Origin of the sequence: Delftia sp. GW456-R20 (genome assembly GCF_001622915.1) — a bacterium.
GTDB lineage: Bacteria > Pseudomonadota > Gammaproteobacteria > Burkholderiales > Burkholderiaceae_C > Comamonas > Comamonas acidovorans.
In genome coordinates this window covers 593,345-614,887 of record NZ_LWCN01000003.1, presented here as the reverse complement: position 1 = coordinate 614,887, position 21,543 = coordinate 593,345, and the positions used below count along the sequence as shown (strand labels likewise).

At 69.2% G+C, this 21,543-nt stretch carries 20 protein-coding genes; 10 read left to right on the top strand and 10 right to left on the bottom strand.

The features are described 5' to 3' along the window. Positions 1-42 precede the first annotated feature (42 nt). Entirely contained in the window at positions 43-999 is a 957-nt protein-coding gene (locus A4F85_RS04055) for a sugar-binding transcriptional regulator (RefSeq protein ID WP_012206377.1), read from the top strand. 35 nt (positions 1,000-1,034) lie between these two features. Here the strand turns inward: A4F85_RS04055 and A4F85_RS04050 are convergent, their stop codons facing one another. From A4F85_RS04050 to A4F85_RS04040, 3 genes are all read right to left on the bottom strand, one after another. Beyond that, the gene (locus A4F85_RS04050) at positions 1,035-1,682 is read right to left on the bottom strand and encodes a LysE family translocator (RefSeq protein WP_013801705.1); all 648 of its coding nucleotides are present in this window, start codon (positions 1,680-1,682) and stop codon (positions 1,035-1,037) included. 106 nt (positions 1,683-1,788) lie between these two features. After that, on the bottom strand, positions 1,789-2,460 hold the full coding sequence (locus A4F85_RS04045) for a glutathione S-transferase (RefSeq protein ID WP_013801706.1): 672 nt from the start codon (positions 2,458-2,460) through the stop codon (positions 1,789-1,791). A 93-nt stretch (positions 2,461-2,553) separates the two neighbouring features. Further along, positions 2,554-3,411, bottom strand: a complete 858-nt coding sequence (locus tag A4F85_RS04040) for a LysR family transcriptional regulator (RefSeq protein WP_063325734.1) — start codon at positions 3,409-3,411, stop codon at positions 2,554-2,556. A gap of 109 nt (positions 3,412-3,520) precedes the next feature. Here A4F85_RS04040 and bla point away from each other — a divergent pair, with 109 nt between their 5' ends. Beyond that, a complete protein-coding gene (bla, locus tag A4F85_RS04035; RefSeq protein WP_063325733.1) occupies positions 3,521-4,432 on the top strand; it encodes a class A beta-lactamase in 912 nt (303 codons plus the stop codon). 171 nt (positions 4,433-4,603) lie between these two features. Here the strand turns inward: bla and argA are convergent, their stop codons facing one another. Next, positions 4,604-5,950, bottom strand: coding sequence for an amino-acid N-acetyltransferase (gene argA, locus A4F85_RS04030; RefSeq protein ID WP_012206372.1), 1,347 nt, complete (start codon positions 5,948-5,950; stop codon positions 4,604-4,606). A gap of 283 nt (positions 5,951-6,233) precedes the next feature. Here argA and A4F85_RS04025 point away from each other — a divergent pair, with 283 nt between their 5' ends. From A4F85_RS04025 to A4F85_RS04010, 4 genes are read left to right on the top strand one after another with little or no spacing between them, the layout of a single operon-like run. After that, a complete protein-coding gene (locus tag A4F85_RS04025) occupies positions 6,234-7,685 on the top strand; it encodes a TolC family protein (RefSeq protein WP_063325732.1) in 1,452 nt (483 codons plus the stop codon). Continuing rightward, positions 7,682-8,731 carry an HlyD family secretion protein gene (locus tag A4F85_RS04020; RefSeq protein WP_063325731.1) on the top strand — a complete coding sequence of 350 codons (1,050 nt, stop codon included), beginning with the start codon at positions 7,682-7,684 and terminating at the stop codon, positions 8,729-8,731. The genes A4F85_RS04025 and A4F85_RS04020 overlap by 4 nt, the downstream gene beginning before the upstream one ends. A gap of 13 nt (positions 8,732-8,744) precedes the next feature. Next, positions 8,745-9,959 (top strand): ABC transporter permease, encoded by a 1,215-nt coding sequence (locus tag A4F85_RS04015; protein ID WP_063325730.1) that lies wholly within the window; start codon positions 8,745-8,747, stop codon positions 9,957-9,959. 1 nt (position 9,960) lies between these two features. Next, positions 9,961-11,106, top strand: a complete 1,146-nt coding sequence (locus A4F85_RS04010) for an ABC transporter permease (RefSeq protein WP_063325729.1) — start codon at positions 9,961-9,963, stop codon at positions 11,104-11,106. Positions 11,107-11,168: 62 nt separating this feature from the next. Here A4F85_RS04010 and A4F85_RS04005 read toward each other — a convergent pair whose 3' ends face one another. The 3 genes from A4F85_RS04005 to A4F85_RS03995 all read right to left on the bottom strand — a co-directional run bounded on the left by A4F85_RS04005 (position 11,169) and on the right by A4F85_RS03995 (position 14,132). Continuing rightward, positions 11,169-11,798, bottom strand: coding sequence for a DUF4124 domain-containing protein (locus tag A4F85_RS04005; protein ID WP_063325728.1), 630 nt, complete (start codon positions 11,796-11,798; stop codon positions 11,169-11,171). Between the two features lie 78 nt (positions 11,799-11,876). Then, positions 11,877-13,082, bottom strand: coding sequence for an MFS transporter (locus A4F85_RS04000; RefSeq protein ID WP_013801714.1), 1,206 nt, complete (start codon positions 13,080-13,082; stop codon positions 11,877-11,879). A 51-nt stretch (positions 13,083-13,133) separates the two neighbouring features. Then, positions 13,134-14,132, bottom strand: a complete 999-nt coding sequence (locus tag A4F85_RS03995) for a LysR family transcriptional regulator (protein ID WP_063325727.1) — start codon at positions 14,130-14,132, stop codon at positions 13,134-13,136. Between the two features lie 70 nt (positions 14,133-14,202). On the opposite strand from A4F85_RS03995, the gene A4F85_RS03990 reads away from it, so the two are divergent. Then, entirely contained in the window at positions 14,203-15,093 is an 891-nt protein-coding gene (locus A4F85_RS03990; protein ID WP_082848103.1) for an amidohydrolase family protein, read from the top strand. A 26-nt stretch (positions 15,094-15,119) separates the two neighbouring features. After that, positions 15,120-16,115, top strand: a complete 996-nt coding sequence (locus A4F85_RS03985; RefSeq protein WP_063325725.1) for a tripartite tricarboxylate transporter substrate binding protein — start codon at positions 15,120-15,122, stop codon at positions 16,113-16,115. A gap of 290 nt (positions 16,116-16,405) precedes the next feature. Here the strand turns inward: A4F85_RS03985 and A4F85_RS03980 are convergent, their stop codons facing one another. Continuing rightward, positions 16,406-18,037, bottom strand: coding sequence for a gamma-glutamyltransferase family protein (locus A4F85_RS03980; RefSeq protein WP_043822809.1), 1,632 nt, complete (start codon positions 18,035-18,037; stop codon positions 16,406-16,408). 13 nt (positions 18,038-18,050) lie between these two features. Then, the gene (locus tag A4F85_RS03975; RefSeq protein ID WP_013801719.1) at positions 18,051-19,040 is read right to left on the bottom strand and encodes a Bug family tripartite tricarboxylate transporter substrate binding protein; all 990 of its coding nucleotides are present in this window, start codon (positions 19,038-19,040) and stop codon (positions 18,051-18,053) included. Positions 19,041-19,172: 132 nt separating this feature from the next. Between A4F85_RS03975 and A4F85_RS03970 the strand changes: the two genes are divergently transcribed. After that, a complete protein-coding gene (locus A4F85_RS03970; RefSeq protein ID WP_043822811.1) occupies positions 19,173-20,057 on the top strand; it encodes a LysR family transcriptional regulator in 885 nt (294 codons plus the stop codon). 36 nt (positions 20,058-20,093) lie between these two features. On the opposite strand, the gene A4F85_RS03965 is transcribed toward A4F85_RS03970, so the two are convergent. Further along, on the bottom strand, positions 20,094-20,477 hold the full coding sequence (locus tag A4F85_RS03965) for a tautomerase family protein (protein ID WP_034395446.1): 384 nt from the start codon (positions 20,475-20,477) through the stop codon (positions 20,094-20,096). A 120-nt stretch (positions 20,478-20,597) separates the two neighbouring features. Here A4F85_RS03965 and A4F85_RS03960 point away from each other — a divergent pair, with 120 nt between their 5' ends. Then, the gene (locus tag A4F85_RS03960) at positions 20,598-21,455 is read left to right on the top strand and encodes a LysR family transcriptional regulator (protein WP_012206359.1); all 858 of its coding nucleotides are present in this window, start codon (positions 20,598-20,600) and stop codon (positions 21,453-21,455) included. The last annotated feature ends 88 nt before the right edge of the window (positions 21,456-21,543 follow it).

Sequence of the window (21,543 nt, the reverse complement as noted above, 5' to 3'; positions counted from 1 at the left end):
GCGCTACACTGCGCGCCTTTCCCGGCACCCTTGGAGGCACCCTTGACTGAAAGCGACCTGACGCGACTGGCGACCCTGTACTACGTCGATGGATGCACGCAGGACCAACTGTCCAAGGAGTTCGGCATCTCGCGCGCCACCGTCGGGCGGCTGCTGCGCCGCGCGCAGGAAGAGGGCATCGTCGAGATCCGCGTGCGGCCGCATTCGCTGGTGTCCGCCGACCTGGAGCGGCAGCTGACCGAGCGCTTTCATATCAAGCGCGCCCTGATCGCGGTGGACCACAAGGATGCCGACCGGCAGCGCGAACTGCTGGCAGGCCTGGTGGCCAGCGAGCTGGAGCGCATCCTGGTCGATGGCTCCATCGTGGCCGTGGGCATGGGGCGCAACGTGTCCTCGGTCTCCGAGCACGCCCTGTCCGCCACACGGCGGGAGTGCCACTTCGTCAGCGCCATCGGCGGCTCCTACCGTGGCGGGGAGGCGATGAACGCCGACCACATCGCGCGCCGCCTGGCCGCGCGCTTTGGCGGCAAGTCCGAATCGCTCTATGCGCCGGCCCTGGTGGGCGATCCGCAACTGCGCAAGGCGCTGCTGGACAACGACACCGTCAGGCACACCCTGGACAAGGCGCGCCGCGCCGACATCGCCCTCATCGGCGTGGGCGATGTCAGCGTGGACAGCAACATGGCCCGCATGGGCTGGTTTTCCGCGCAGGAGATCTCGGACGCCCGCCGCGCGGGCACGGTGGGCGACATGATGGGCTACGACTTCATCGACATCCACGGCCAGCCGGCCGCAACCCCCATGCAGGACCGCGTCATCGGCCTGAGCCGCGAGGACCTGCTGCGCATACCCAACGTCATCGCCGTGGCGGCCGAATCCAGCAAGGTCACGGCCATCCTGGGCGCCCTGCGCACCGGCGCCATCGACACGCTGGCCACCACCACCGCCAACGCGGCGGCCGTGCTGCAGCTGGACGATGTCATGGGGACGACGCGCTGACGCAGTGGGGGAGGCGCGGCTCTTGGGCGGCGTGCCTAGTTCGACGCGCGGCGGTAGAAGGCCAGCGAGCCTGCCAGCGCCAGCAGCATGCCGCCGCACAGGCGGTCCAGCCACATCACGGCCCGCCCGCGCAGCAGCCGCGCGGCGCGTGATCCGGCGAAGGCATAGGCCAGCATCACCAGGAAATCGATGAGCGCGAACACCAGCGCAATGGCGATGTACTGCGGCGCCTGGGCGGCCGCCGGGTCGATGAACTGCGGCAGCAGGGCCGAGCAGAACAGGTAGCCCTTGGGATTGGTCACGGCGACCAGGAACGATTTGAACAGCACGGTGCGGGCGCTGTAGCCGTCGGCGCCGGCCTCTGCCTTGCCGTCGCCCTGGGGTGCCGACAGCGATCCGCCCTGGCTGCGCAGCATGCGCAGGCCCAGCCAGGCCAGGTAGGCCGCTCCCGCCCACTTGACCACCGAGAACCAGAACTCCGAGGCCGCCAGCAGCGCGCCCAGGCCCAGCGCGACCGCGCCGACCAGCACGAAGTCCGACAACACGGCGCCCAGCATGCCCGGCAGGGCGCGGCGCACGCCGTGGCGCGAGCCATTGGCCAGGGCCAGAAGCACGGTGGGACCGGGGGTGATGATCGCGATCAGCGCGACCAGGGAGAAGACGAGCAGGGTGGCGAGGGTCATGTCGGCGAAGGCTCATGCGGTTGGCAACAGCCTGCCACTGTGCCAGTTTTGCCTGCCTTGCGCAGCCCCTGCCGACCCGGGGCAGGGCAAACGGGGCGGGCAGGTGTCAGTCGCTGCCCACGCCGCCGGCGGCAAAGACCGGGCCGCGCGTGCCGGGCACCCAGCCCGGGTAGGTTTCCATCACTTCGGCGAACAGGGCCGAATCGATCCAGCGCTGCAGCCAGGCCTGCAGGTGCGGCCAGGGCTGCTCGTTCCATTGCGACTCGTCGATGCGCGCGTACTGGCGCACGAAGGGGCGCAGGGCCATGTCGGCCAGGCTGGGGTTCTGGCCGAACAGGTAGCCGGTGGCCTCCAGCTGGTCGTCCAGCTCGGCCAGCCAGGTCAGGGCATCGGCCTGGGCGTGGTTGACCTCTTCGGCCGTGTAGCGCTCGGGGTACTTGCAGCGGTCCAGGGCGTGCTTGAAAAAGCCGTCGTTGCGTTCGATCAGCGCCAGCATGTCCGGCAGCGAACCGCTGGTCGGTGCCAGCCAGCCATCCGGGTCATTGGCGCGCAGCGCGTGCAGCATGACATCCAGGCTCTGCTCGATCACGCGGCCGTCCTCCAGCACCAGCACGGGCACCGTGCCCTTGGGCGAAGCGTCGAGCAGCGCCTGCGGCTTGTTGCGCAGGTTGATTTCGCGCAGCTCGCAGGCCAGGCCGGCATGGGCCAGCGCCAGGCGGGCGCGAATGGCGTAGGGGCAGCGGCGAAACGAGTAGAGAACCGGCAGGGTCTGGGTCATGGAGCGGGAACGGGGCTAGGGGCCAAAAGCGGCAGATGATAGCGCCGGGGCCAAAGTCAGGCGGCCTGCGGGTCTTGCCGCGGGCGTCCGTGGCTATTGCAGCTGCGCCAGCAGCCATTGCCTGAAGGTCTTGAGCGCCGCGCTGGGTGCGCGCGAGCGCAGGTGGGTCAGCCAGTAGGCTCCCGTGTCCACCTCCTGCTCGAAGGGGCGCACCAGCCGGCCCTGCTGCAGCAGGTGCTGGAACATGCGCGCCGGCAGCAGGGCCACGCCCGCGCCCTGGGCCGCCGCCTCGGCCAGCGTCAGCGAGGAGTCGAACATGGCCCCGCGCGCCAGCGGCGCGCTCTGGTCCAGCGTGGCAAACCAGCTCTCCCATTCCTGCAGGCGGTACGAGCGCAGCAGCGTCTGCCCGGCCAGGTCGGCCGGCTGGCGCAGGCGCTGGGCCAGGGCCGGGGTGCACATGGGCGTCAGCGGCGCGCGCAGCAACAGCTCGGCGCGCGTGCCCTGCCAGGCGCCGTCGCCGAAGCGCACGGCCGCATCCAGCCCTTCGCCGGCCAGGTCCACGCGGTTGTTGTGCGTGAGCAGTCGCAGGTCGATGTAGGGGTGCTGCTGCTGGAACTGGCCCAGCCTGGGAATCAGCCAGCCGATGGCGAAGGTGCCGACCACGCCCACGGTGAGGACCTCGCGCGGGCGCAGTTCGGCCACCTGCTGCAGCGAATGCTCTATGCGCGCAAAGCTCTCGGCCACGGCAGGCCACAGCGCATGGCCCTCGTCGGTCAGCGCCAGGCCGCGCGGCAGGCGCCGGAACAGCGGCTTGCCCAGGCGCTCCTCCAGGTTGCGGATGTGCTGGCTGACGGCGGCCTGGGTCACGCACAGCTCGTCGGCCGCCCGCGTCAGGTTGAGATGGCGCGCGGCCGCATCGAACATGCGCAGGGCATTGAGGGGCAGTTGCATGGTGAGCCAATAGTTTTTCTAAGGGATGCTGCCAATTATTCACGCTGGTCGCAGATTGGGCGCGGCGCTATCGTTGCGTTTGTCGATCTGCAACTGAAAAGGAAAAACAATGCAAAGACGCGATTTTCTGATGACGGGCGGCGCGGCCGTCTGGATGGCGGCCGGGCTGGCCGGCTGCGCCCTGCCATCAAAAAAACAGGGGGCTGCCGACCAGGCCTTCAGGACCGAGCTGGCGCGCATCGAGAAAAGTGTGGGCGGGCGGCTCGGCGTGGCCGTGCTGGAGGCGGAGTCGGGCGCCAGCGTGGACCACCGCGGCGACGAGCGCTTTGTCATGTGCAGCACCTTCAAGCTGCTGCTGGCCGCCCAGGTGCTGGACCGCGTGCAGCAGGGCGATGAGCGCCTGTCGCGCCGCGTGCACTACGCCAGCTCCCGGCTGGTTCCCTACTCGCCGGCCAGCGGCCCGCGTGCCGGTGATGGCGGCGGCATGACCATCTCCGAGCTGTGCGAGGCCGCCGTGGTGCTCAGCGACAACACCGCCGCCAACCTGCTGCTGGACGCCAGCGGCGGCCCGCAGGCGCTGACGCAGTGGCTGCGCGCCAGCGGCGACGAGACCACGCGCCTGGACCGCATGGAGCCCGAGCTCAACGAAGGCCTGCCCGGCGACGAGCGCGACACCACCACGCCGCTGGCCATGGTGCAAAGCATGCAGCGCCTGCTGCTGGGATCGGTGCTGGACGGCCATGGCCGCGCCCTGCTGCAGCAGTGGCTGGTGGCCAGCCGCACGGGCGACAAGCGCCTGCGCGCGGGCATGCCGGCCGGCTGGCGCGTGGGTGGAAAGACGGGCACCGGCGATCGCGGCACGGCCAACGATGCCGTCATCGCCTGGCCCACGCCGCAAAGCGCACCGCTGCTGGTGACCGGCTACCTCACCGAATGCCCGGCCGACGCGCCACAGCGCGATGCGGCGCTGGCAGCGGCCGGCAAGGCGGCCGCACGCTGGCAGGCAGCAGTGCAAGGCTGAGTTGCGCCACCATGTCGCTTGATTTGGGCGATTTCAGAAAATTGGCGCGGCCTGAAGACGAGAGACACCGAGGAAGGGCCTGGGCCGGCCGCGCCGCCCCCGCACCGAGGGTGTCGCCGGCCGCCCGTATGCCCCCTTCGTGAGGGGGAAGGCGCACAGCGCCTCAGGGGGTTACAGCTTCTTGACCAGGACCTGACTTTTGCGGTCCCAGTTGTACTTGGCCTTGCGAGCCTCGGGCAGCCAGTCGGGGTCCACGGGCTGGAAGCCGCGCTTGATGAACCAGTGCATGGTGCGCGTGGTCAGCACGAACAGGCTGTCCAGGCCCTGGGCCTTGGCGCGCTGCTCTATGCGCTTGAGCAGCTTCTCGCCATCGCCCGTGCCCTGGCTCTTGGGCGAGACGGTGACGGCCGCCATCTCGGCCGTCCTGGCGCTGGGATAGGGGTAGAGCGCGGCGCAGCCGAAGATCACGCCATCGTGTTCGATGATGGTGTAGTGGGCGATGTCGCGCTCGATCTCGGTGCGGCTGCGCTTGACCAGGGTGCCGTCCTTCTCGAAGGGCTCGATCAGCTGGATGATCCCGGCCACGTCGTCGGGCGTGGCCTCGCGCAGCTCTTCCAGCTTCTCGTCGATGATCATGGTGCCGATGCCGTCGTGCACATAGATCTCCAGCAGCAGGGCGCCGTCAATCGCAAAGGGCAGGATGTGGCTGCGCTCCACGCCGTGCTCGCAGGCATGCACGCAGTGCTGCAGGTAAAAGCCCGTGTCCGTGGGCTGCTCGGGCGTGGGCAGCTCGGCCAGCATGCGGCGGGCCGTGGCCAGCGGCAGCTCGGTGTCGATGGGGTTGGTCTCGTCGGCCGGGCCCGTGGGGTCCATGCGGATGCCCGGCACCTCGGTCATGAAGATCAGCTTGTCGGCCTTCAGCTCGATGGCCACGCGCGTGGCCACCTCTTCCATGCTCAGGTTGAAGGCCTCGCCGGTGGGCGAGAAGCCGAAGGGCGACATCAGCACCATGGCATCCATGTCCAGGGCGCTGCGGATGCCGCTGACATCGACCTTGCGCACCAGGCCCGAATGCTTGAAATCCACGCCGTCCACGATGCCCACGGGCCGCGCCGTGAGGAAGTTGCCCGAGATCACCCGCACCCGCGCGCCGGCCATGGGCGTATTGGGCAGGCCCTGGCTGAAGGCGGCCTCGATCTCGTAGCGCAGCTGGCCAGCGGCTTCCTGGGCGCAGTCCAGCGCCACGGAGTCGGTGATGCGCACGCCGCGCGAGTACTGGGCCTCATGGCCCTTGGCGGCCAGTTGTTCGTTGACCTGGGGACGGAAGCCATGGACCAGCACGATCTTCACGCCCATGGCCTGGATCATGGCCAGGTCCTGGACGATGGAGCTGAGCTTGCCCGATGCGATGGCCTCGCCCGTCAGTCCCACCACAAAGGTCTGGTGTCGGAACTTGTGGATATAGGGAGCCACGGACCGGAACCAGGGGACGAAGGTGAAGTTGAAGACGGTGGACATGGTGGTCAGTCGGGGCATCGGGCCGATGCCGGGCAGAAAAAAAAGGCCTGCGGACAGGTCCGCCAGGACATGCTCGCGCAGGCAGGCGCCAGTGTAGCGGCATGGCGCGGCACCTGCGCACAGAAATGGGATGGAACGCCACGCAAATCGACCCTGCTGCACAGTGCCGGGGGCACAAGGCACAGGACCTTGTCCGACGGTAGCCCGCCTGCAAGCCCGTGTAAGCTTCGCCACCATCGGTGAACCACGCAAGGCGCCCCCATTCATGCCATTGAGCGCTTCCATGTTTTTTCCGTTGCTTGCGCGGCCCGCGCGCCTTGTGCCGTGGCTGGCGGCGCTGGGCATGGTCGCAGGGGCGGCCCAGGCGGCAGGGGAGGCTCCGGCCTCCCAGGCTGCCGCCGCGATGAGCTTCGTGCAGGCCCGTCAGGCGCTGCTGCAGGGCTCCGACCAACTGGCCGCCTCGGCCAAGGCCGTGGAAAGCGCGCGGCTCAGACGCCAGGGTACGCAGGGGCTGGGCGGGCCTTCCGTGGCCATCACGGGCCTGGGCTACCGCTACTCGGCCAATGCCGACATCGATCTCGATCCTGCGCGGCGCACCCTGGACGGTGTCCTCGGCCAGCTGCCGCCCTCGGTGGGGCCGGCCATTCCCTCGCTGCCGCAACTGCCCACTTCCTATGCCTTGCAGCGCAAGAGCACGAATGCCTCGGCCAGCCTGTCCCTGGTCTGGCCGCTGTACCTGGGCGGCCTGTCCGATGCGGTACGCAGTGGCCTGGACGCTGCCACCGACGAAGCCCTGGCCGATGCCGCCAGCAGCAGCCACGCCCTGCATTCGCTGCTGGTGCAGCGCTACTTCGGCGCCCAGCTGGCCGAGCGGGCCGCACGGCTGCGCGAGCGTGCGCTTGAAGGCGTGCGCGTGCATGACACGGCGGCGCAAAGCATGCTCAAGGCGGGCGTGATCTCCCGGCTGGAGCGCCTGCAGGCCCGTGCCGCGCTGGCCGACGCCGAGCAGCAGGCACGCAAATCGCGCGACGACGCAGACCTGGCCGCAGCGGCGCTGGCGCGCACGGTCAAGGCGCAGCGGCAGGTGCTGCCCAGCACGCCGCTGTTCGTCAGCAGCCGGCCTCTGCCGCCGCTGGACGGCTTCGTCGCCACGGCCCAGTCGCACCATCCGGGTCTGGACAAGGTGCAGGCCAAGAAGCGCCAGGCCGAGTCGCTGCACGACGCGCAGGAGGCGCTGCGCCGGCCGCAGCTGCTGGCCTTCGGTTCGCGCGAGGTCAACACCAGCGGCAAGCCCAACTGGGTGGCTGGCGTGGCCGTGCGCTGGACGCTGTGGGACAGCATCGACCGCGATGCGCTGGCCGCCTCCTCGCAGCGCAAGATCGAGCAGGCCGAGCTGACCGAAGCCCAGGCGCTCAGCGACATCGCGCTGCTGGTCGAAAAGAACTGGCTGGGCGTGGAGCAGGCACGCCGCCAGTACCAGGCCCAGCAGGCCCAGGAGGATCTTGCGCGCGAGCTGCTGCGGCTGCGCGAGGCCGGCCTGCGGGAAGGCACCAGCACCACGCTGGACCTGATCGATGCCAGCCTCAATCTCGCCAAGGTCCAGACCCAGCGTGCCGAACTGGCCAACCAGTATGTGCAGGCCCTGGCCGCACTGCTGGAGAGCACGGGCCAGAGCGAGGAATTCGACCGATTCATGGCCCAGGCCGACATACAGATCCCACCCGACGCACCATGAGCACAGCCACGCCCGACCATCCCCGCAGCGCCCCCGAAGCACCCGGCCCCGCGCCCGTGCCGCCGGGGCGCAGGCGCCCCTGGCTGGCCCTGGCCATCGTGCTGGCCGTGCTGCTGCTCGTGGCCTGGGGCTTTTGGCGTGCGGCGCAGCCCGCCCCCCTGTATTTCCAGGGCCAGATGGAGGCACGCGAGACCGACATCGCGCCCAAGGTCACGGCGCGCATCGCCAAGGTGCGCGTCACCGAAGGCCAGAAGATCCAGCCCGGCGATCTGCTGGTGGAGATGGACAGCCCCGAGGTGCGCGCCAAGCTGGCCCAGGCCGAGGCCGCCCGCGATGCCGCCCAGGCCCAGGCCGACAAGGCACAGGCCGGCGCCCGCCCGCAGGAAGTGCAGATGGCGCGCCTGAACTGGCAGCGCGCCCAGACGGCCGCCGACCTGGCCCAGACCTCGCTGCGCCGCGTGCAAAGCCTGTTCGACCAGGGGCTGGTTGCGGCCCAGAAGCGCGATGAAGCCGATGCCAACTGGCGCGCCTCGCGCGACCAGGCGCTGGCCGCGCGTGCGCAGTATGAAATGGCGGCATCGGGCGCGCGCCAGGAGGATCGCAGCGCTGCCCAGGCCCAGGCACGCCAGGTGCAGGGCGTGGTCGCCGAGGTGGAGGCCGCGCGTGCCGAGACCGAGCTGCGCAGCCCCGTGGGCGGCGAGGTGGGCCAGGTGCTGGCCCGCCAGGGCGAGCTGTCCCCGCAGGGCGTGGCCGTGGTCACCGTGGTGGACCTGGCCGACCAGTGGGTGGTGCTCAATGTGCGCGAGGACCAGCTTGCACGCTTTGCCCAGGGCAGCCGCTTCACCGGCCGCCTGCCGGGCCTGGACAACCGCGAGGCCGGCTTCGAGGTCTACTACCTGGGTGTGCTGCCCGACTTCGCCACCTGGCGCGCCACGCGTGCGGGCCAGGGCTTCGATGCGCGCACCTTCGAGGTCCGCGCGCGGCCGCAGCAGCCCATTGCGGGCGCGCGGCCCGGCATGAGCGTGGTCGTGGAAGGCGGCCGTTGAGCGGCCGGCGGCAGTGAGCGCGAACCCGCCCACGGCCTTTGCCGCCAGCCTGCGGCGCGAATGGCGTCTGCTGCGCGGGCGGCCCTGGGACCTGGCCATGGTCAGCTGGGTGCCGCTGCTGGCGCTGCTGCTCATGGTCTGGATCTTCTCGGCAGGACTGGTCCAGCGCCTGCCCGTCGCCGTCTGGGACCAGGACCACAGCGCCCTGTCGCGCCAGCTGGTGCGCATGCTGGATGCCACGCCGGGCCTGGCCGTGCAGTCGCAGGTGCTCAATGCCTCGGAGGCGCAATGGGCGCTGCAGTCCATGAATGCCTACGCCGTGGTGCAGATCCCGCCAGACTTTGCGCGCGACATCAAGCGGGGCCAGGGGGCTGACGTGGTGCTCATGCACAACGCCCAGCTGGCAACGCATTCCAGCCTGATCCAGCGCGACCTGCGCCAGGTGGTGGGAACGCTGTCGGCCGGCGTGGAAATGCAGGCCCGTGCCAAGCGCGGCGACCCGGCCCAGGCGCTGCGCGTGCGCATGGAGCCCATACGCACCAACCTGGTGTCGCTGTTCAACATCTCCACCAATTACGAGCAGTTCCTGGCGGCGGCGCTGATTCCCGCGCTGCTGCACATCCTGGGCATGACGGCCGGCGCCTGGTCCGTGGGGCGCGAGCTGCGCGACCGCACGCTGGGCCAGTGGATGGCCGAGGCTGCGGGCCCGGGAAGGCCCGGCTGGAGCGCCATTGCGGGCGCCTTGGCGGGCAAGCTGGCGCTGTCCTGGGCCAGCCTGGGCCTGGGCGGTACGCTGGCCATACTGTGGCTCACGGCCGGACGGGGCTGGCATCCGGGGCAGGGCGCTGCCAGCCTGGCCTGGGTGGCGCTGGCCCTGCTGCTGCTGATCGCCGTGAGCCTGGCGGCCGGGGCGCTGCTGGCGGCGCTCACGCTGTCGCTGCGCACGGCGCTGTCGGGCGCAGGCCTGCTGTCGGCGCCGGCCTTTGCGTTCAGCGGCGTGGGTTTTCCGCTGCTGGCCATGCCCGATTCGGCACGTGCCTGGGCCCTGTCCATGCCCTATACCCACTATGCGCGGCTGCAGATAGAGCAGTTGCAGATGGGCGCGCCCATCGTGCAGAGCCTGCCCGTGGTGGCCGGGCTATTGCTGGCCGCGCTGGTGTTGCTGCTGCTGGCCACGGCAGGCCTGGCGCGCGGCCTTTCCCGCCCCGACAAATGGGGAGGGCGTTGAGATGGCCAGGGGCTTTGCGCAAGACTTCATCAGCGCCCTGCGTGCCGTGTTCGGCGACGTGGGCGTGCTCATGCTGCTGGTGGGCGCGCCCGTGCTCTACGGCTTCTTCTATCCCTGGTTCTATGGGCAGGAGGTCGTGCAGCGCGTGCCCGTGGCCGTGGTGCAGCACGACGGCAGCGGCCTGGCACGCCAGATGCTGCGCTTTGCCCAGGCCAGCCCGCGCATCGAGGTGACCCTGGTCACGGGCGACGAGGCCCAGGCGCAGCAAGCCCTGCTGGATGGCCGCGTCATGGGCTACGCGCTGCTGCCGCGCGACCTCAAGCGCCGCGTGGTGCGCAGCGAAGAGGCCGTGGTCCCCGTCTATGCCAACGGTGCCTACCCGCTGGCCGCCAAGCAGGTGCAGTACGGCTTTGCCGAAGCCTTCGGCACGGTCTCGGCAGGCGTGGAGCTGCGGCGGCTGACGGCCGGTGGACAGAGCGCGCTGCAGGCCCAGGCCAGCCGCTCGCCCGTCAACCTGCAGATGCAGGCCCTGTTCAATCCGACGGAAGGCTACGGCAGCTTCGTCGTCGCCGCAGTGGCCATCATCATCCTGCAGCAGACACTGCTCATGGGCGGCGCGCTGCTGGTGGGAACCTGGCGCGAGCAGGGATTGGACAGGGCGCCGGCACGCACCTGGCTGGCGCGGCTGCTGGCGCTGTGCACGCTGGGCTGGCTCTCGGGCCTGTACTACTTCGGCTGGATCTTCGTCTGGCACGACTATCCGCGTGGCGGCAATCCCTGGGGTGCGCTGGCGCTGCTGGCCGTCTTCGTCCCGGCCGTGGCGGGCGTGGCGGCGCTGCTGGGCTGGTGGCTGGCCAACCGCGAGCGTGCCATGCAGGTGGTGCTGTTCACCTCCATCCCGCTGGCCTTCGTCGGCGGCTTCAGCTGGCCGGCCGAGGCCCTGCCGCAACTGCTGCAGGCGCTGCGCTGGCTGTCGCCCAGCACGGCCGCCATCCAGGCCTCGCTGCGCCTGAACCAGGCCGGCGCGCCGCTGGAGGCGGCGCTATGGCATCTGTCCGTGCTGCTGGCCCTGGCGCTGCTGGGCTGGGTGGCCGTGCTCTGGCTGGGCAGCCGCCGCGTGGACCTGCCCGAGGGTGGCCGCAAGTAGCCTGGTGCTGCGTTCAGCACAGGCCCTCCTTGGCGGGCCCATCATGGGTTGGACGGCGCTGCTCAGTCGCAGCGAATCGTGTCGCCTTCCAGCAGGCAGATCAGCCCGTTGTAGGCGGTCAAGGTGTCGCGATACCGGCGATAGAGGTTGCCTTTGATGTCGAAGCAGCTGTCTGCCTTGCACCGGTCGAGCTTTACGGTGCGGGTGCCGGCGGGAGGGGTCAGGACAATCTTGGGTGGCTCCTGGAGCAAGGGCATATTCGTGCCGCAGGATGCGTTCACGTTGGAGATCTGCGCATTCATGCGCATGCGCTTTTCGCCTTCGGAGAGACTGCGGATGCTGGAGACGAATTCCAGCTCCTTGCGAGCCTGGCCGCAGCCCGGGGAGGCTGATGCAGGCGTGGGCTGCTGCGCCTGCTGGTCGATCATGCGCTGCTGGCTATCGATCTGGCGCCGCTGTGCGTCGACGGCCTGCTGGTGGTATTTGCGCTCGTTGGCCCGCGCGGCCTCGGCGCGCTCCTGGAGAATCTCCGCATCCGTCTTTCGGCGCTCGATCATGCCGCCGACTTGCGCGCTGCTGCATGGACGGTCGGAGAAATTCATGTCTCCGGATGGATCCTTGCATTGATAGATCTGCGCCATGGCTGGAACTGCCAATGCCAGGCCACACAACAGCGCAATGGCTTCACGCATGGATTCTCTCCACAAGAGGTCTGGACCACGATTTCCGATGGCCTGGCATGGCGTCCGTTCCGACATGCGCTTCACACTTCAGGCCGGCGCGCCTGCGCCGCGACCCCGTCCCTGCACGGCCAGCATCAGCAGCACCACGCCCACGATGGGCAGCAGCCAGGTGTTGATGCCGTCCCAGCCGGCCGTGTGCAGCAGCTGGCCCGAGCCGAACGAGGCCACGGCCACGGTGCCGAAGACCAGGAAGTCATTGAGGGCCTGCACCTTGGCGCGCTCGGCAGGGCGGTAGCACTCGGTCACCATGGCCGTGGCGCCGATGAAGCCGAAGTTCCAGCCCACGCCCAGCAGCACCAGGGAGCCCCAGAAGTGCAGCAGCTCCAGCCCCATCAACGCCATCAGGGCCGAGGCGGCGATCATCACCAGCCCCAGCGCCGTGATGCGGCGCTTTCCAAAGCGCGCGATCAGCCGGCCCGTGAAGAAGCTGGGCGCGAACATGGCCAGCACATGCCACTGGATGCCCAGCGCCGCCTCGCCCACCGTGTGGCCGCAGCCCACCATGGCCATGGGCGCGGCCGTCATCAGAAAGGCCATGAGACCGTAGCTGACCACGCCGGCCGAAGCCGCCACGATGAACTGCGGCGTGCGCGCAATCTCGGCCAGCGGCCGGGCCTCGCCCGCCACGGCGCGGGCCTGGGGCGGCGGCAGCTTCAGGCCCAGCAGCAGCGGCAGGGCCAGCAGGGCGAGCACGGCCTGGCTGTAGAAGCTGCCTGCGAACGGCGTCATGGGCAGGGCGTCGCGCGTCCAGATCACCACCTGCGGGCCGATGATGGCCGCAATCAGCCCGCCGATCATCACGCGCGAGATGGCGCGCGCCTGCTCGGCGGGGTCGGTCATGGCGTCGGTGGCCGCGAAGCGGTAGCTCTGCACGCAGGCCGCGTAAAAGCCCGCCAGCGCCGTGCCGATGCAGAAGGTCACGAAATCGGAGTGCGCAATGCCCTGGGCCGCGATCACGCCCGAGACCACGCCCAGGATGGCACCCAGCACATAGGCCGTGCGCCGCCCCATGCGCTGCATCAGCCAGGCCGCAGGCAGCGTGGACAGCGCCAGGCCCAGCTGGTAGATGCTGACCGGCAGCGTGGTGGCCGTGGGATTGGTGGAAAGCTGCTGGCCGACCAGGCCGCCCAGCGAAATGATGATGGGCGGCGACGCGCCCCCCAGCGATTGCGCGGCCACGAGCAGGCCGAGGTTGCGGCGCTGCAGCGCTGGAGTGTGTTGTTCTGGTGTCATGGCTTGTGCGGCGGAAAGACCGCATCTTCACCGAAAAGCATGAGGGCTGGGTTAAGCGTTGTTCCGTGTGCCAGCCCTGTCCAGGCGCTGCTGGAGCAGGGACTTGCTGTACGCCTCCTGGAAGATCTGGTGGATCAGCTCCCTGAACCATTTGTGCCCCGCGTCATGGTCGTTGCGCGGATGCCAGACGGCGTCGATGGACAGGGCCAGCTCGGGCAGGGGCATGGGGCGCGCCACACAGTTGGAGCCGGACAGCACGCTGTGCATCCAGTGCGCGGGCATGGCGGCCACCAGGTCGGTGGATTCGATGACGGGCACCATGCCCAGCCAGGTGGGCACCTGGAACATCACGCGCCGCGCCAGCCCGCGCTCGGCCAGGAGTTCATCCACGATGCTGCTGCCCACGCCCGTGACCTTCAGGTGGCCCTGCTCCAGGTATTTCTCCAGCGTGAGCGGAGAGGCGGCGGCCGGATGGTCCTTGCGCATCAGCACCATCCACTGGTCATCCAGCAGGCGGCGTGACGCCGACAGCACCGAGCGACCGCGCGAGACGGAAAGGCGGATTTCCACGCCTTCGTACTCGACGCGATCCGAGGGCTGGCGGCCGTCGAAGGACTGCACCGACAGGCTGATGCCCGGCGCCACCGCACGCAGATGGATGCACAGCTGCGGGAGCAGCAGCACGCCCACGTAGTCGGACAGGCGCAGGTGGAAATTGCGCCGCGCCGTGGCCGGATCGAAGCCCTTGCTGACCTCGATGGCGCTTTCGATCTCGCTGAAGGCCTTGCGGAAGCTGCGCGCCAGGCGCACGGCCTCGGGCGTGGGCGACATGCCTTCGGCCGTGCGCAGCAGCAGCGGGTCGTTGAACTGGGTGCGCAGCCGGCGCAGCGCATGGCTGACGGCCGAGGAGGTGATGCCCAGCCGCGCGGCGGCCTTGCCCACGCTGCGTTCTTCCACCAGGGCCTCGAAGATCACCAGCAGGTTGAGGTCGATGCTGCGCAGGTTGACCGGAGCCCGGGGCGCGCCTTCTGCATGTTGAATGCTGTTCATTTTGATGATGACAAAGATGAGCTTGACTGAATTTTACGTGCGTCACGACAATGCACCAGCTTTGAAATGAATGCCCATGAATTCACCCAGTTTCAACCGCTGTGCCGGTGATTGCGACGCAGTCGAAAATCCAGCGGAACAATATCTGTTTCCAGAAAATTCCTGCGATACCCATTTCCATGTATTTGGTCGTTCCGATGATTTTCCGTTGATTGCGGAACGCGCCTATACACCGGCTGTCGCGTCCATGGACGATTATTGGAAAGCCTTTCGCCCATTGGGTGTGGACCGTTGCGTTCTGGTCCAGCCCAGCGTGTATGGCCGCGATCACGGCCTGCTCAAGCAGACGCTGCGCCATGCCGAGGCGGGCCGCATGCGTGGCGTGGCCGTGATCTATGAGGACACGCCGCAGGCGGAGATCGAAGCGCTGCACGCCCTGGGCGTGCGCGGCGCACGGTGCAATGCGCTGTTTTCGGGCGGGGTCTCCGTCTCCAGCCTGCGGGCCGTGGCCGACCGCATCCGGGGCCTGGGCTGGCATGTGCAATTGCTGGTGAACGTGGATGAAGACCCTGGCCTGGCGCAGCGCGTTGCCGACATGGGCGTGGCCGTGGTGGTGGATCACTTCGGCCACCCGTCGCGCCAGCTGGGCGCCGGCGGGCCGGGCAGCCGCAATCTGCAGGCGCTGATGAAGGAAGGCCGGGCCTGGGTGAAGTTCTCGGGCGCCTACCGGATATCGGCAACGGCATCGGCCGTGGACCCGGCCGTGACTCCCATTGCACATGCCCTGGTGCAGGCCAATCCGCACCGGATCGTATGGGGGTCGGACTGGCCGCATCCCGGAATAAAGGCCCGTTCGAATTCCGCTGGCGAATTGGCGCAGGCATTGGTGGATTGGGTTCCAGAGGAATACAGGCACACGGTATTGGTCGATAACCCCGCGCGCCTGTATTGGGGTCATTGATTTTCAAATAGCAGGAGACAGAGAAAATGAATCGAATCACATCGGGCCGCAGAGGCTTTATCCGCACGGCGGTATCTTTCGCGGCGCTGGCTGCGGCATCGGCTGCATCGGCAGTGCAGGCGCGCGCATTTCCGGCCAAGCCGCTCACGCTGGTCGTGCCCTTTGCGCCGGGCGGCAACGTGGACATCGTGGCCCGCACGCTGGGCATTCCGCTGGCCCGGCATGCGGGGCAGTCCGTGATCGTGGACAACCGTGCGGGCGGCGGTGGTGCCGTGGGCTCGGGCTGGGTGGCGCGCGCCGAGCCGGACGGGCATACGCTGCTGGTGGCCACGCCGGGCCAGTTGGGCACCTTGCCCGAGATGATCAAGCTGCCCTACCGCGCCGACAGCTTTGCGCCCATTGCCGTGGTCAGCCGCACGCCCGTGGTCGTGGTGGTGCGCGCCAATGACGCACGCTTCAAGACCGCTGCCGATTTCATCAAGGCGATGAAGGCCAGGGATGGCAGCGTGACCGTGGGCCATGCCGGGCCGGGCTCGCCCAATCACCTGGCCGTGCTGCAGCTGGAAGATGCCGTGAAGGTGCGCGTCAATCCCGTGCCCTACAAGGGATCGGGGCCGGCCCTGGTCGATCTGATCGGCGGGCAGATCGACGCCGTGGTGGACCAGATCACCAGCTCCACGCCGCATATCAAGAGCGGCGCCCTGCGCGCGCTGTTCGTGCTGGGGCCGCGCGCCGGGGGCGGGCTGGCCGATGTGCCCGACCTGGCCCAGCTGGGCCTGCCGGTGTTCGATGCCACCACCTTCGTGGGCGTGTTCGCGCCCAAGGGTGTGCCCACGGCCAGCGTGGACAGCCTGTATGGCTGGATCTCCCAGTCTGTGGCCGACCCGGAGTTCAGCCGCCTGATCCGCGAACTGGGCAGCGAGCCCTTCCCGGCCAGCGCGGCCGTGCTGCAGCGCCTGGTCAGCGAAGAGGCCGCGCTGGCGGCGCGGCTGACCCGCCAGGGGCGCCTGCGCGCGGAGTAGCCGCCGCGCGCACTTTCCCGTTCCGCTAGGGCCTGTTCACACTAATGCAGGGATCGCGTTGCCCGGCTGCGGGGTCGTATGCAAGGCGCACGTGCGCAGCAAGGCCCGTGCCTTGCAAGCGCGTGCAACGCCGCAGACGGCCCGCAGCCGGGCAACCCGAAGGGAAGCTGCCTGCCAGCCCGCCACTCGGCGTTGCGCTCCTTGTGCGTGTGAGCACACGCACGGCGTCGCGCGCCTTGATTGGCGGGCTGGCAGGCAGCTTCGCGACCCCACATTAGTGTGAACAGGCCCTAGTACCCGGCCGCCAGCCCGTCGCGGCGCGGGTCGCTGGCGATCTGGTAGCCCTCCACGGCGGGATCGCCCATGCGCCAGATGAACTGGCCGGCGCCGAAGTCCTGGTAGGGGTCGTGGATGACCTCCACCTGGTGGCCCAGCGCCTGCAGGCCGGCGATGGTGGCCGGCTCCATGCCGCCTTCCACGTTGATGGCCAGGCCTTCGTTGACGCGCCAGCGCGGCGCATCGCAGGCCGCCTGGGGCGACTGGCGGTAGTCCAGCATGCGCACCACAGTCTGCATGTGGCCCTGGGGCTGCATGTTGCCGCCCATGACGCCGAAGCTCATCACGGGCTGGCCGTCGCGGGTCAGGAAGGCCGGAATGATGGTGTGGAAGGGGCGCTTGCCCGGGCCCACCAGGTTGGCGCGGTTGGGGTGCTGGGGGTCGGTGCCGAAGCCGTGGCCGCGGTTTTGCAGGCTGATGCCGAAGGTCGGCTCCACCACGCCCGAGCCAAAGCCCGAGAAGTTGCTCTGGATGAAGCTGACCATCATGCCGTTCTCGTCGGCGGCCGTCAGGTAGATGGTGCCGCCGCGCACGGGGTTGCCGGCCTTGAAGTCCTGCGCACGGCGCGGATCGATGAGCCTGGCGCGCGAGGCCAGGTAGGCGTCGTCGAGCATCTGTGCGGGCGTCACCTCCATGTCCGCGTCGGCCACGTAGCGGTAGATGTCGGCAAAGGCCAGCTTCATGGCCTCGATCTGCAGATGCTGGGAGGCCACGCCATCCACGGGCAGGCTGGCCAGGTCGAAGTTGGACAGAATGCCCAGCGCGATCTGCGCGGCAATGCCTTGCCCGCCCGGCGGTATCTCGTGCAGCGTGTGGCCGCGGTAGTCCTTGGCCAGCGGCTGCACCCATTGCACTTCGTGCGCGGCCATGTCGGCCATGCCCAGGCAGCCGCCGTGCTGCTGCACGAACGAGGTCACGGCCCGGGCAATCTCGCCTTCATAAAAGGCCTTGCCGCGCGTGGCACCAATGGCGCGCAGGGCGCGCGCTGCGGCGGGAAAGCGGAACAGCTCGCCCACTTCCGGCGCGCGGCCCCGGGGCAGGAAGCTTTCCCTGAACCCCGGCTGCGATTGCAGCTCGGGCGCGCCTGCGGCCCATTTCTGCTGGACCACGGGCGGCACCAGGTAGCCGCGCTCGGCGATCTCGGCGGCCGGCTCCATCAGCGCGTCAAAGGGCAGCTTGCCGAAGCGCTCGTGCAGGGCCACCCAGGCGCTGACGGCGCCCGGCACGGTGATGGAGTCCACGCCCCGGCGCGGCGGCTTGTCCTGGCGGCCATAGCGCTGGTGGAAGTACTCGGGCGCCCAGCCCTGCGGTGCGCGGCCGCTGGCGTTGAGCCCGTGCAGTTCCTTGCCATCCCAGAGGATGCAGAAGGCGTCCGAGCCCAGGCCGTTGCTCACCGGCTCGACGATGGTCATGGCAGCCGCCGCCGCAATGGCCGCGTCCACCGCGTTGCCGCCTGCCCACAGCATGCGCAGGCCGGCCTGCGCCGCCAGCGGGTGGGAGGTGGACACGGCATTGCGCGCGAACACGGGCACCCGCCTGGAGTCGTAGGGGTTGCCGGGAGTGAAGGGAGAGGAAGAGGCGTGCATGAAAGAACCTGCCTCAGTCGGCGGTGATGCCCATGGTCTTCACGTCACGGCTCCAGCGCGTCAGCTCGCGGTCGATCTGCTGCTTGAAGGACTTGGGGTCGCTGGTCTCGGGGTCCAGGCCCTGGGCCTCGAACTGGGCCTGCACTTCGGGGCGCTCCATGATCTTGCGCACTTCCTGGGCCAGCCGCTCGACGATGGCCGGGTCCGTGCCGCCCGTGGTGAACAGGCCGTACCAGGACGTGAAGGCATAGCCGGGCAGGCCGGCCTCGGCGACGGTGGGCACGTTGGGCAGGTTCTTGACGCGCTGCTTCGTGGTCACGGCCAGGATGCGGGTCTGGCCGGTCTTGGCCGAGGTGATGGCGGGCGGAATGCCCGAGAAGATGGCCTGCACCTGGCCGCCCGACACATCGGTGATGGCCGGGCCGTTGCCGCGGTAGGGCACGTGCACCAGGTTCACGCCGGCCTGCTGGGCAAACAGTGCGCCTGCCAGGTGCAGGGTGGAGCCGTTGCCCGACGATGCGTAGTTGATGCTGCCCGGCGCTTTGCGTGCGGCCTCGATCATTTCCTGCACTGTCTTGTAGGGCAGGGCGGCGTTCACCAGCAGCGCGTTGCCGGACTCGGCCACCAGGGTGATGGGCTCCAGGTCCTTGCGCGGGTCGAACGACAGCTTCTTGGCCAGCACGGGCGCCACGGTGTTGCTGCCGATGGAGCCCAGCAGCAGCGTGTAGCCGTTCTTGGGCGCCTTGGCCACCACTTCGCTGGCGATCAGGCCGCCCGCGCCGCCGCGGTTCTCCACCACCACGCTCTGGCCCAGGCGCTGCTGCAGCTCCTTGGCCAGGATGCGGGCCACGATGTCGTTGGCGCCGCCGGCGGCAAAGCCCACCATGATCTTCAGCGGCTGCGAGGGCCAGGCATCGGCGGCGGGCGCGGCCCAGCCGGGCGTGGCGCAGGTCAACAGGGCGGCGCAGCAGACAAGCAGGCGGCGGGACACGGGTGCAGGCATGGAGATCTCCAGAAATCCGGGAAGTGGGAGGGTGCGATCAGGACGATCGGCTATCGGTTGCCAGCGATTTTGATGATAGAAACTGTTTGGTGAAAGCTGGAATTTCTTACGAATCTTGAAAGCAAAACTTTTATGCCAAGCCTGCGCATTCTTCGCACTTTTCTGGCCGTGGCGGCCGAGGGCTCCTTCACCGCGGCAGGCCAGCGCGTGGCGCTGACCCAGGTGGCCGTGGGGCTGCAGATGCGCACGCTGGAAAACGACCTCAAGCGCAAGCTGTTCGCGCGCCAGGGCAAGCTGGTCACGCTCAACGAGCAGGGCCGGGCGCTGGTGCCCATTGCCACCCAGCTGGTGGCGCTGTACGAGCAGGCCAAGCACGGCACGCGGGCCGACGCACCGCTGGCCGGCACCGTGCAGTTCGGCTCCATCGTCTCGGCGCTGAGCCAGCTGGTGCGCGCCACGCTGGAGCTCAAGCGCCACCATCCGGCGGTGGACCTGCATGTGGTCTCGGGCAAGTCCAACCGGCTGATCGCCCAGGTGGAGAACCATGAGCTGGATGCGGCCGTGGTGGTCTACAACCCGGCCATCAAGCGCCCCTCGCTGGTGTGGACGCCGCTGTATGCCGAGCCCATGGTGCTGCTGGCGCCGCGCGCCGCCCGGCCCGCGGCGCCCGCCGACATGGTGGAGCGCTATCCCTTCATCCGCTTCGACCGCACCGAGCACACAGGCGAGCTGGTGGAGCGCACGCTGCGCCGCCTGCGTGCCAAGCCCCAGGAGTTCCTGGAGCTCAACTCCATCGAGACCATCGTGGAGCTGGTGCGCGACGGCATGGGCGTGGCCATGCTGCCCAATCTGGCGCGGCATGGCTGGGAGGGCGACCCGCGCCTGCGCGTGCTGCCCATTGCCCAGACCGCCGAGAGCCGGCAGATCGCCCTGGTGCAGCTGCGCACGGCGGCGCGCGCCGAGATCATCACCGCCGTGGGCCAGCAGTTCGTGGCGGCGCTGGCGGTGCCGGCCTGAGCGCGCCGCTGTGGGTGTTGCGCCGATCCGCGTGTCTTAAGTTGCGTATTGCGCGAGCCCGTGGCCCATGGACCAGTTCTCCTTGTCCACCTCGACCAGGTTGACGAACACGTCCTCGGGCCGCAGGCCGGGGCTTTCGACCAGCAGCTCGGCGATGCGGCTAAACAGCGCCTTCTTCTGCTCCAGGCTGCGGGTGTTGCTGACCGTGAGCTGCACCAGCACCAGATCGTCGCTGCGCGCCACGCCCAGGTAGGAGGCGCCGTAGCGGAAGTTGTCGCCGTCATGCTCGGTGATGGTCATGAACTGGTCGTCCTCCGGCACGTTGAAGGTCTCGCGCATGGCGCGGTAGAGGCTGTCGCAGATGGCCTGGCGGTAGGCGGGGGACTTGCCGGCGCGCATGTTGATCCGGGTCATGGGCATGGTGTGGCTCCTTTGCGTTGAGTTGAGTTGCGTTGCTTTGCGTTGTGGGAGCCTCGAAGGTAGGCCGTGCCAGCTATTTTGAAAAGCCATGATTGCTGATATCAGTAATAATGAATTGCAATGATTCAACGACCCCTCGACCTGGATGCCGTGCAGAGCTTCGTGCACATCGCGGAGCTGGGCAGCTTCACGCGCGCGGCCGAAGCCATGCAGACCACGCAGGCCGCCGTCAGCCTCAAGCTCAAGCGGCTGGAGCAGCGGCTGGGCTGCCGGCTGGTCGAGCGCACGCCGCGCCACGTGCAGCTGTCGGCGCTGGGTGCCGACTTCCTGCCCCATGCGCGCGAACTGCTGCAGGCCCATGAGCGCGCACTGGCGCTGGCCGTCAGCACGCGCCAGCGGCTGACCATCGGCATCAGCGACCATGTGGCCGGGCCTGAGCTGCCGGCCCTGATTGCCCGCATGAATGCGCAGGACCCGCAACTGCTGATCGACATCCGCATCGCATCGTCCGGCCCGCTGCTGCAGGGGTTTGACCGGCGCGAGTACGACACGGTGATCGTTCGCACGCATGCCGGGCGTGACGACGGCGAGCTGCTGGCCGAGGAGCCCTTCGGATGGTTTGCCGCGCCCGGCTGGCAGCACCGCGCGGGCGAGCCCCTGCCGCTGGCCACGCTGGCCGAGCCCTGCGGCGTGCGCGCCATGGCCGGGCAACTGCTGGATACGGCCCGCATGCCGTGGACCGAGGTGTTCGTGGGCGGCGGCGTGGCCGCTGTCTCGGCCGCCGTCATGGCGGGGCTGGGCGTGGCCGCGCTGGCGCCGCGCATGCTGGCCCTGGGCGCCGTGGACGTGGGCCCGCGCCTGGGCCTGCCCACGCTGCCGCGCCTGCCCGTGCTGCTGCACACCCGCGTGCGCGAAGGCCGGCCGCGCGCGGCACTGGATGCGCTGGGCGCCGCCTTCAAGTCCGCCGTGCGTGGCTAGCAGCCAACAATCGGCCCGGCATGGTGCGCAGCCGCTTGTGCCTGCGGGGCAACGGGCGATAGACTCGCACCCCTCCCATCCACCCTCA

Bases quoted from the DNA above. Each gene is read 5' to 3' on its own strand.
- A4F85_RS03990 (WP_082848103.1), top strand. From the start codon at position 14,203: ATGCCCATGAATTCACCCAGTTTCAACCGCTGTGCCGGTGATTGCGAC.
- A4F85_RS04005 (WP_063325728.1), bottom strand. From the start codon at position 11,798: ATGCGTGAAGCCATTGCGCTGTTGTGTGGCCTGGCATTGGCAGTTCCA.
- A4F85_RS04010 (WP_063325729.1), top strand. From the start codon at position 9,961: ATGGCCAGGGGCTTTGCGCAAGACTTCATCAGCGCCCTGCGTGCCGTG.
- A4F85_RS04020 (WP_063325731.1), top strand. From the start codon at position 7,682: ATGAGCACAGCCACGCCCGACCATCCCCGCAGCGCCCCCGAAGCACCC.
- A4F85_RS04050 (WP_013801705.1), bottom strand. From the start codon at position 1,682: ATGACCCTCGCCACCCTGCTCGTCTTCTCCCTGGTCGCGCTGATCGCG.
- A4F85_RS04025 (WP_063325732.1), top strand. From the start codon at position 6,234: ATGTTTTTTCCGTTGCTTGCGCGGCCCGCGCGCCTTGTGCCGTGGCTG.
- A4F85_RS03975 (WP_013801719.1), bottom strand. From the start codon at position 19,040: ATGCCTGCACCCGTGTCCCGCCGCCTGCTTGTCTGCTGCGCCGCCCTG.
- A4F85_RS03960 (WP_012206359.1), top strand. From the start codon at position 20,598: ATGATTCAACGACCCCTCGACCTGGATGCCGTGCAGAGCTTCGTGCAC.
- bla (WP_063325733.1), top strand. From the start codon at position 3,521: ATGCAAAGACGCGATTTTCTGATGACGGGCGGCGCGGCCGTCTGGATG.
- A4F85_RS03980 (WP_043822809.1), bottom strand. From the start codon at position 18,037: ATGCACGCCTCTTCCTCTCCCTTCACTCCCGGCAACCCCTACGACTCC.
- A4F85_RS04045 (WP_013801706.1), bottom strand. From the start codon at position 2,460: ATGACCCAGACCCTGCCGGTTCTCTACTCGTTTCGCCGCTGCCCCTAC.
- argA (WP_012206372.1), bottom strand. From the start codon at position 5,950: ATGTCCACCGTCTTCAACTTCACCTTCGTCCCCTGGTTCCGGTCCGTG.
- A4F85_RS03965 (WP_034395446.1), bottom strand. From the start codon at position 20,477: ATGCCCATGACCCGGATCAACATGCGCGCCGGCAAGTCCCCCGCCTAC.
- A4F85_RS03970 (WP_043822811.1), top strand. From the start codon at position 19,173: ATGCCAAGCCTGCGCATTCTTCGCACTTTTCTGGCCGTGGCGGCCGAG.
- A4F85_RS04040 (WP_063325734.1), bottom strand. From the start codon at position 3,411: ATGCAACTGCCCCTCAATGCCCTGCGCATGTTCGATGCGGCCGCGCGC.
- A4F85_RS03995 (WP_063325727.1), bottom strand. From the start codon at position 14,132: ATGAACAGCATTCAACATGCAGAAGGCGCGCCCCGGGCTCCGGTCAAC.
- A4F85_RS03985 (WP_063325725.1), top strand. From the start codon at position 15,120: ATGAATCGAATCACATCGGGCCGCAGAGGCTTTATCCGCACGGCGGTA.
- A4F85_RS04000 (WP_013801714.1), bottom strand. From the start codon at position 13,082: ATGACACCAGAACAACACACTCCAGCGCTGCAGCGCCGCAACCTCGGC.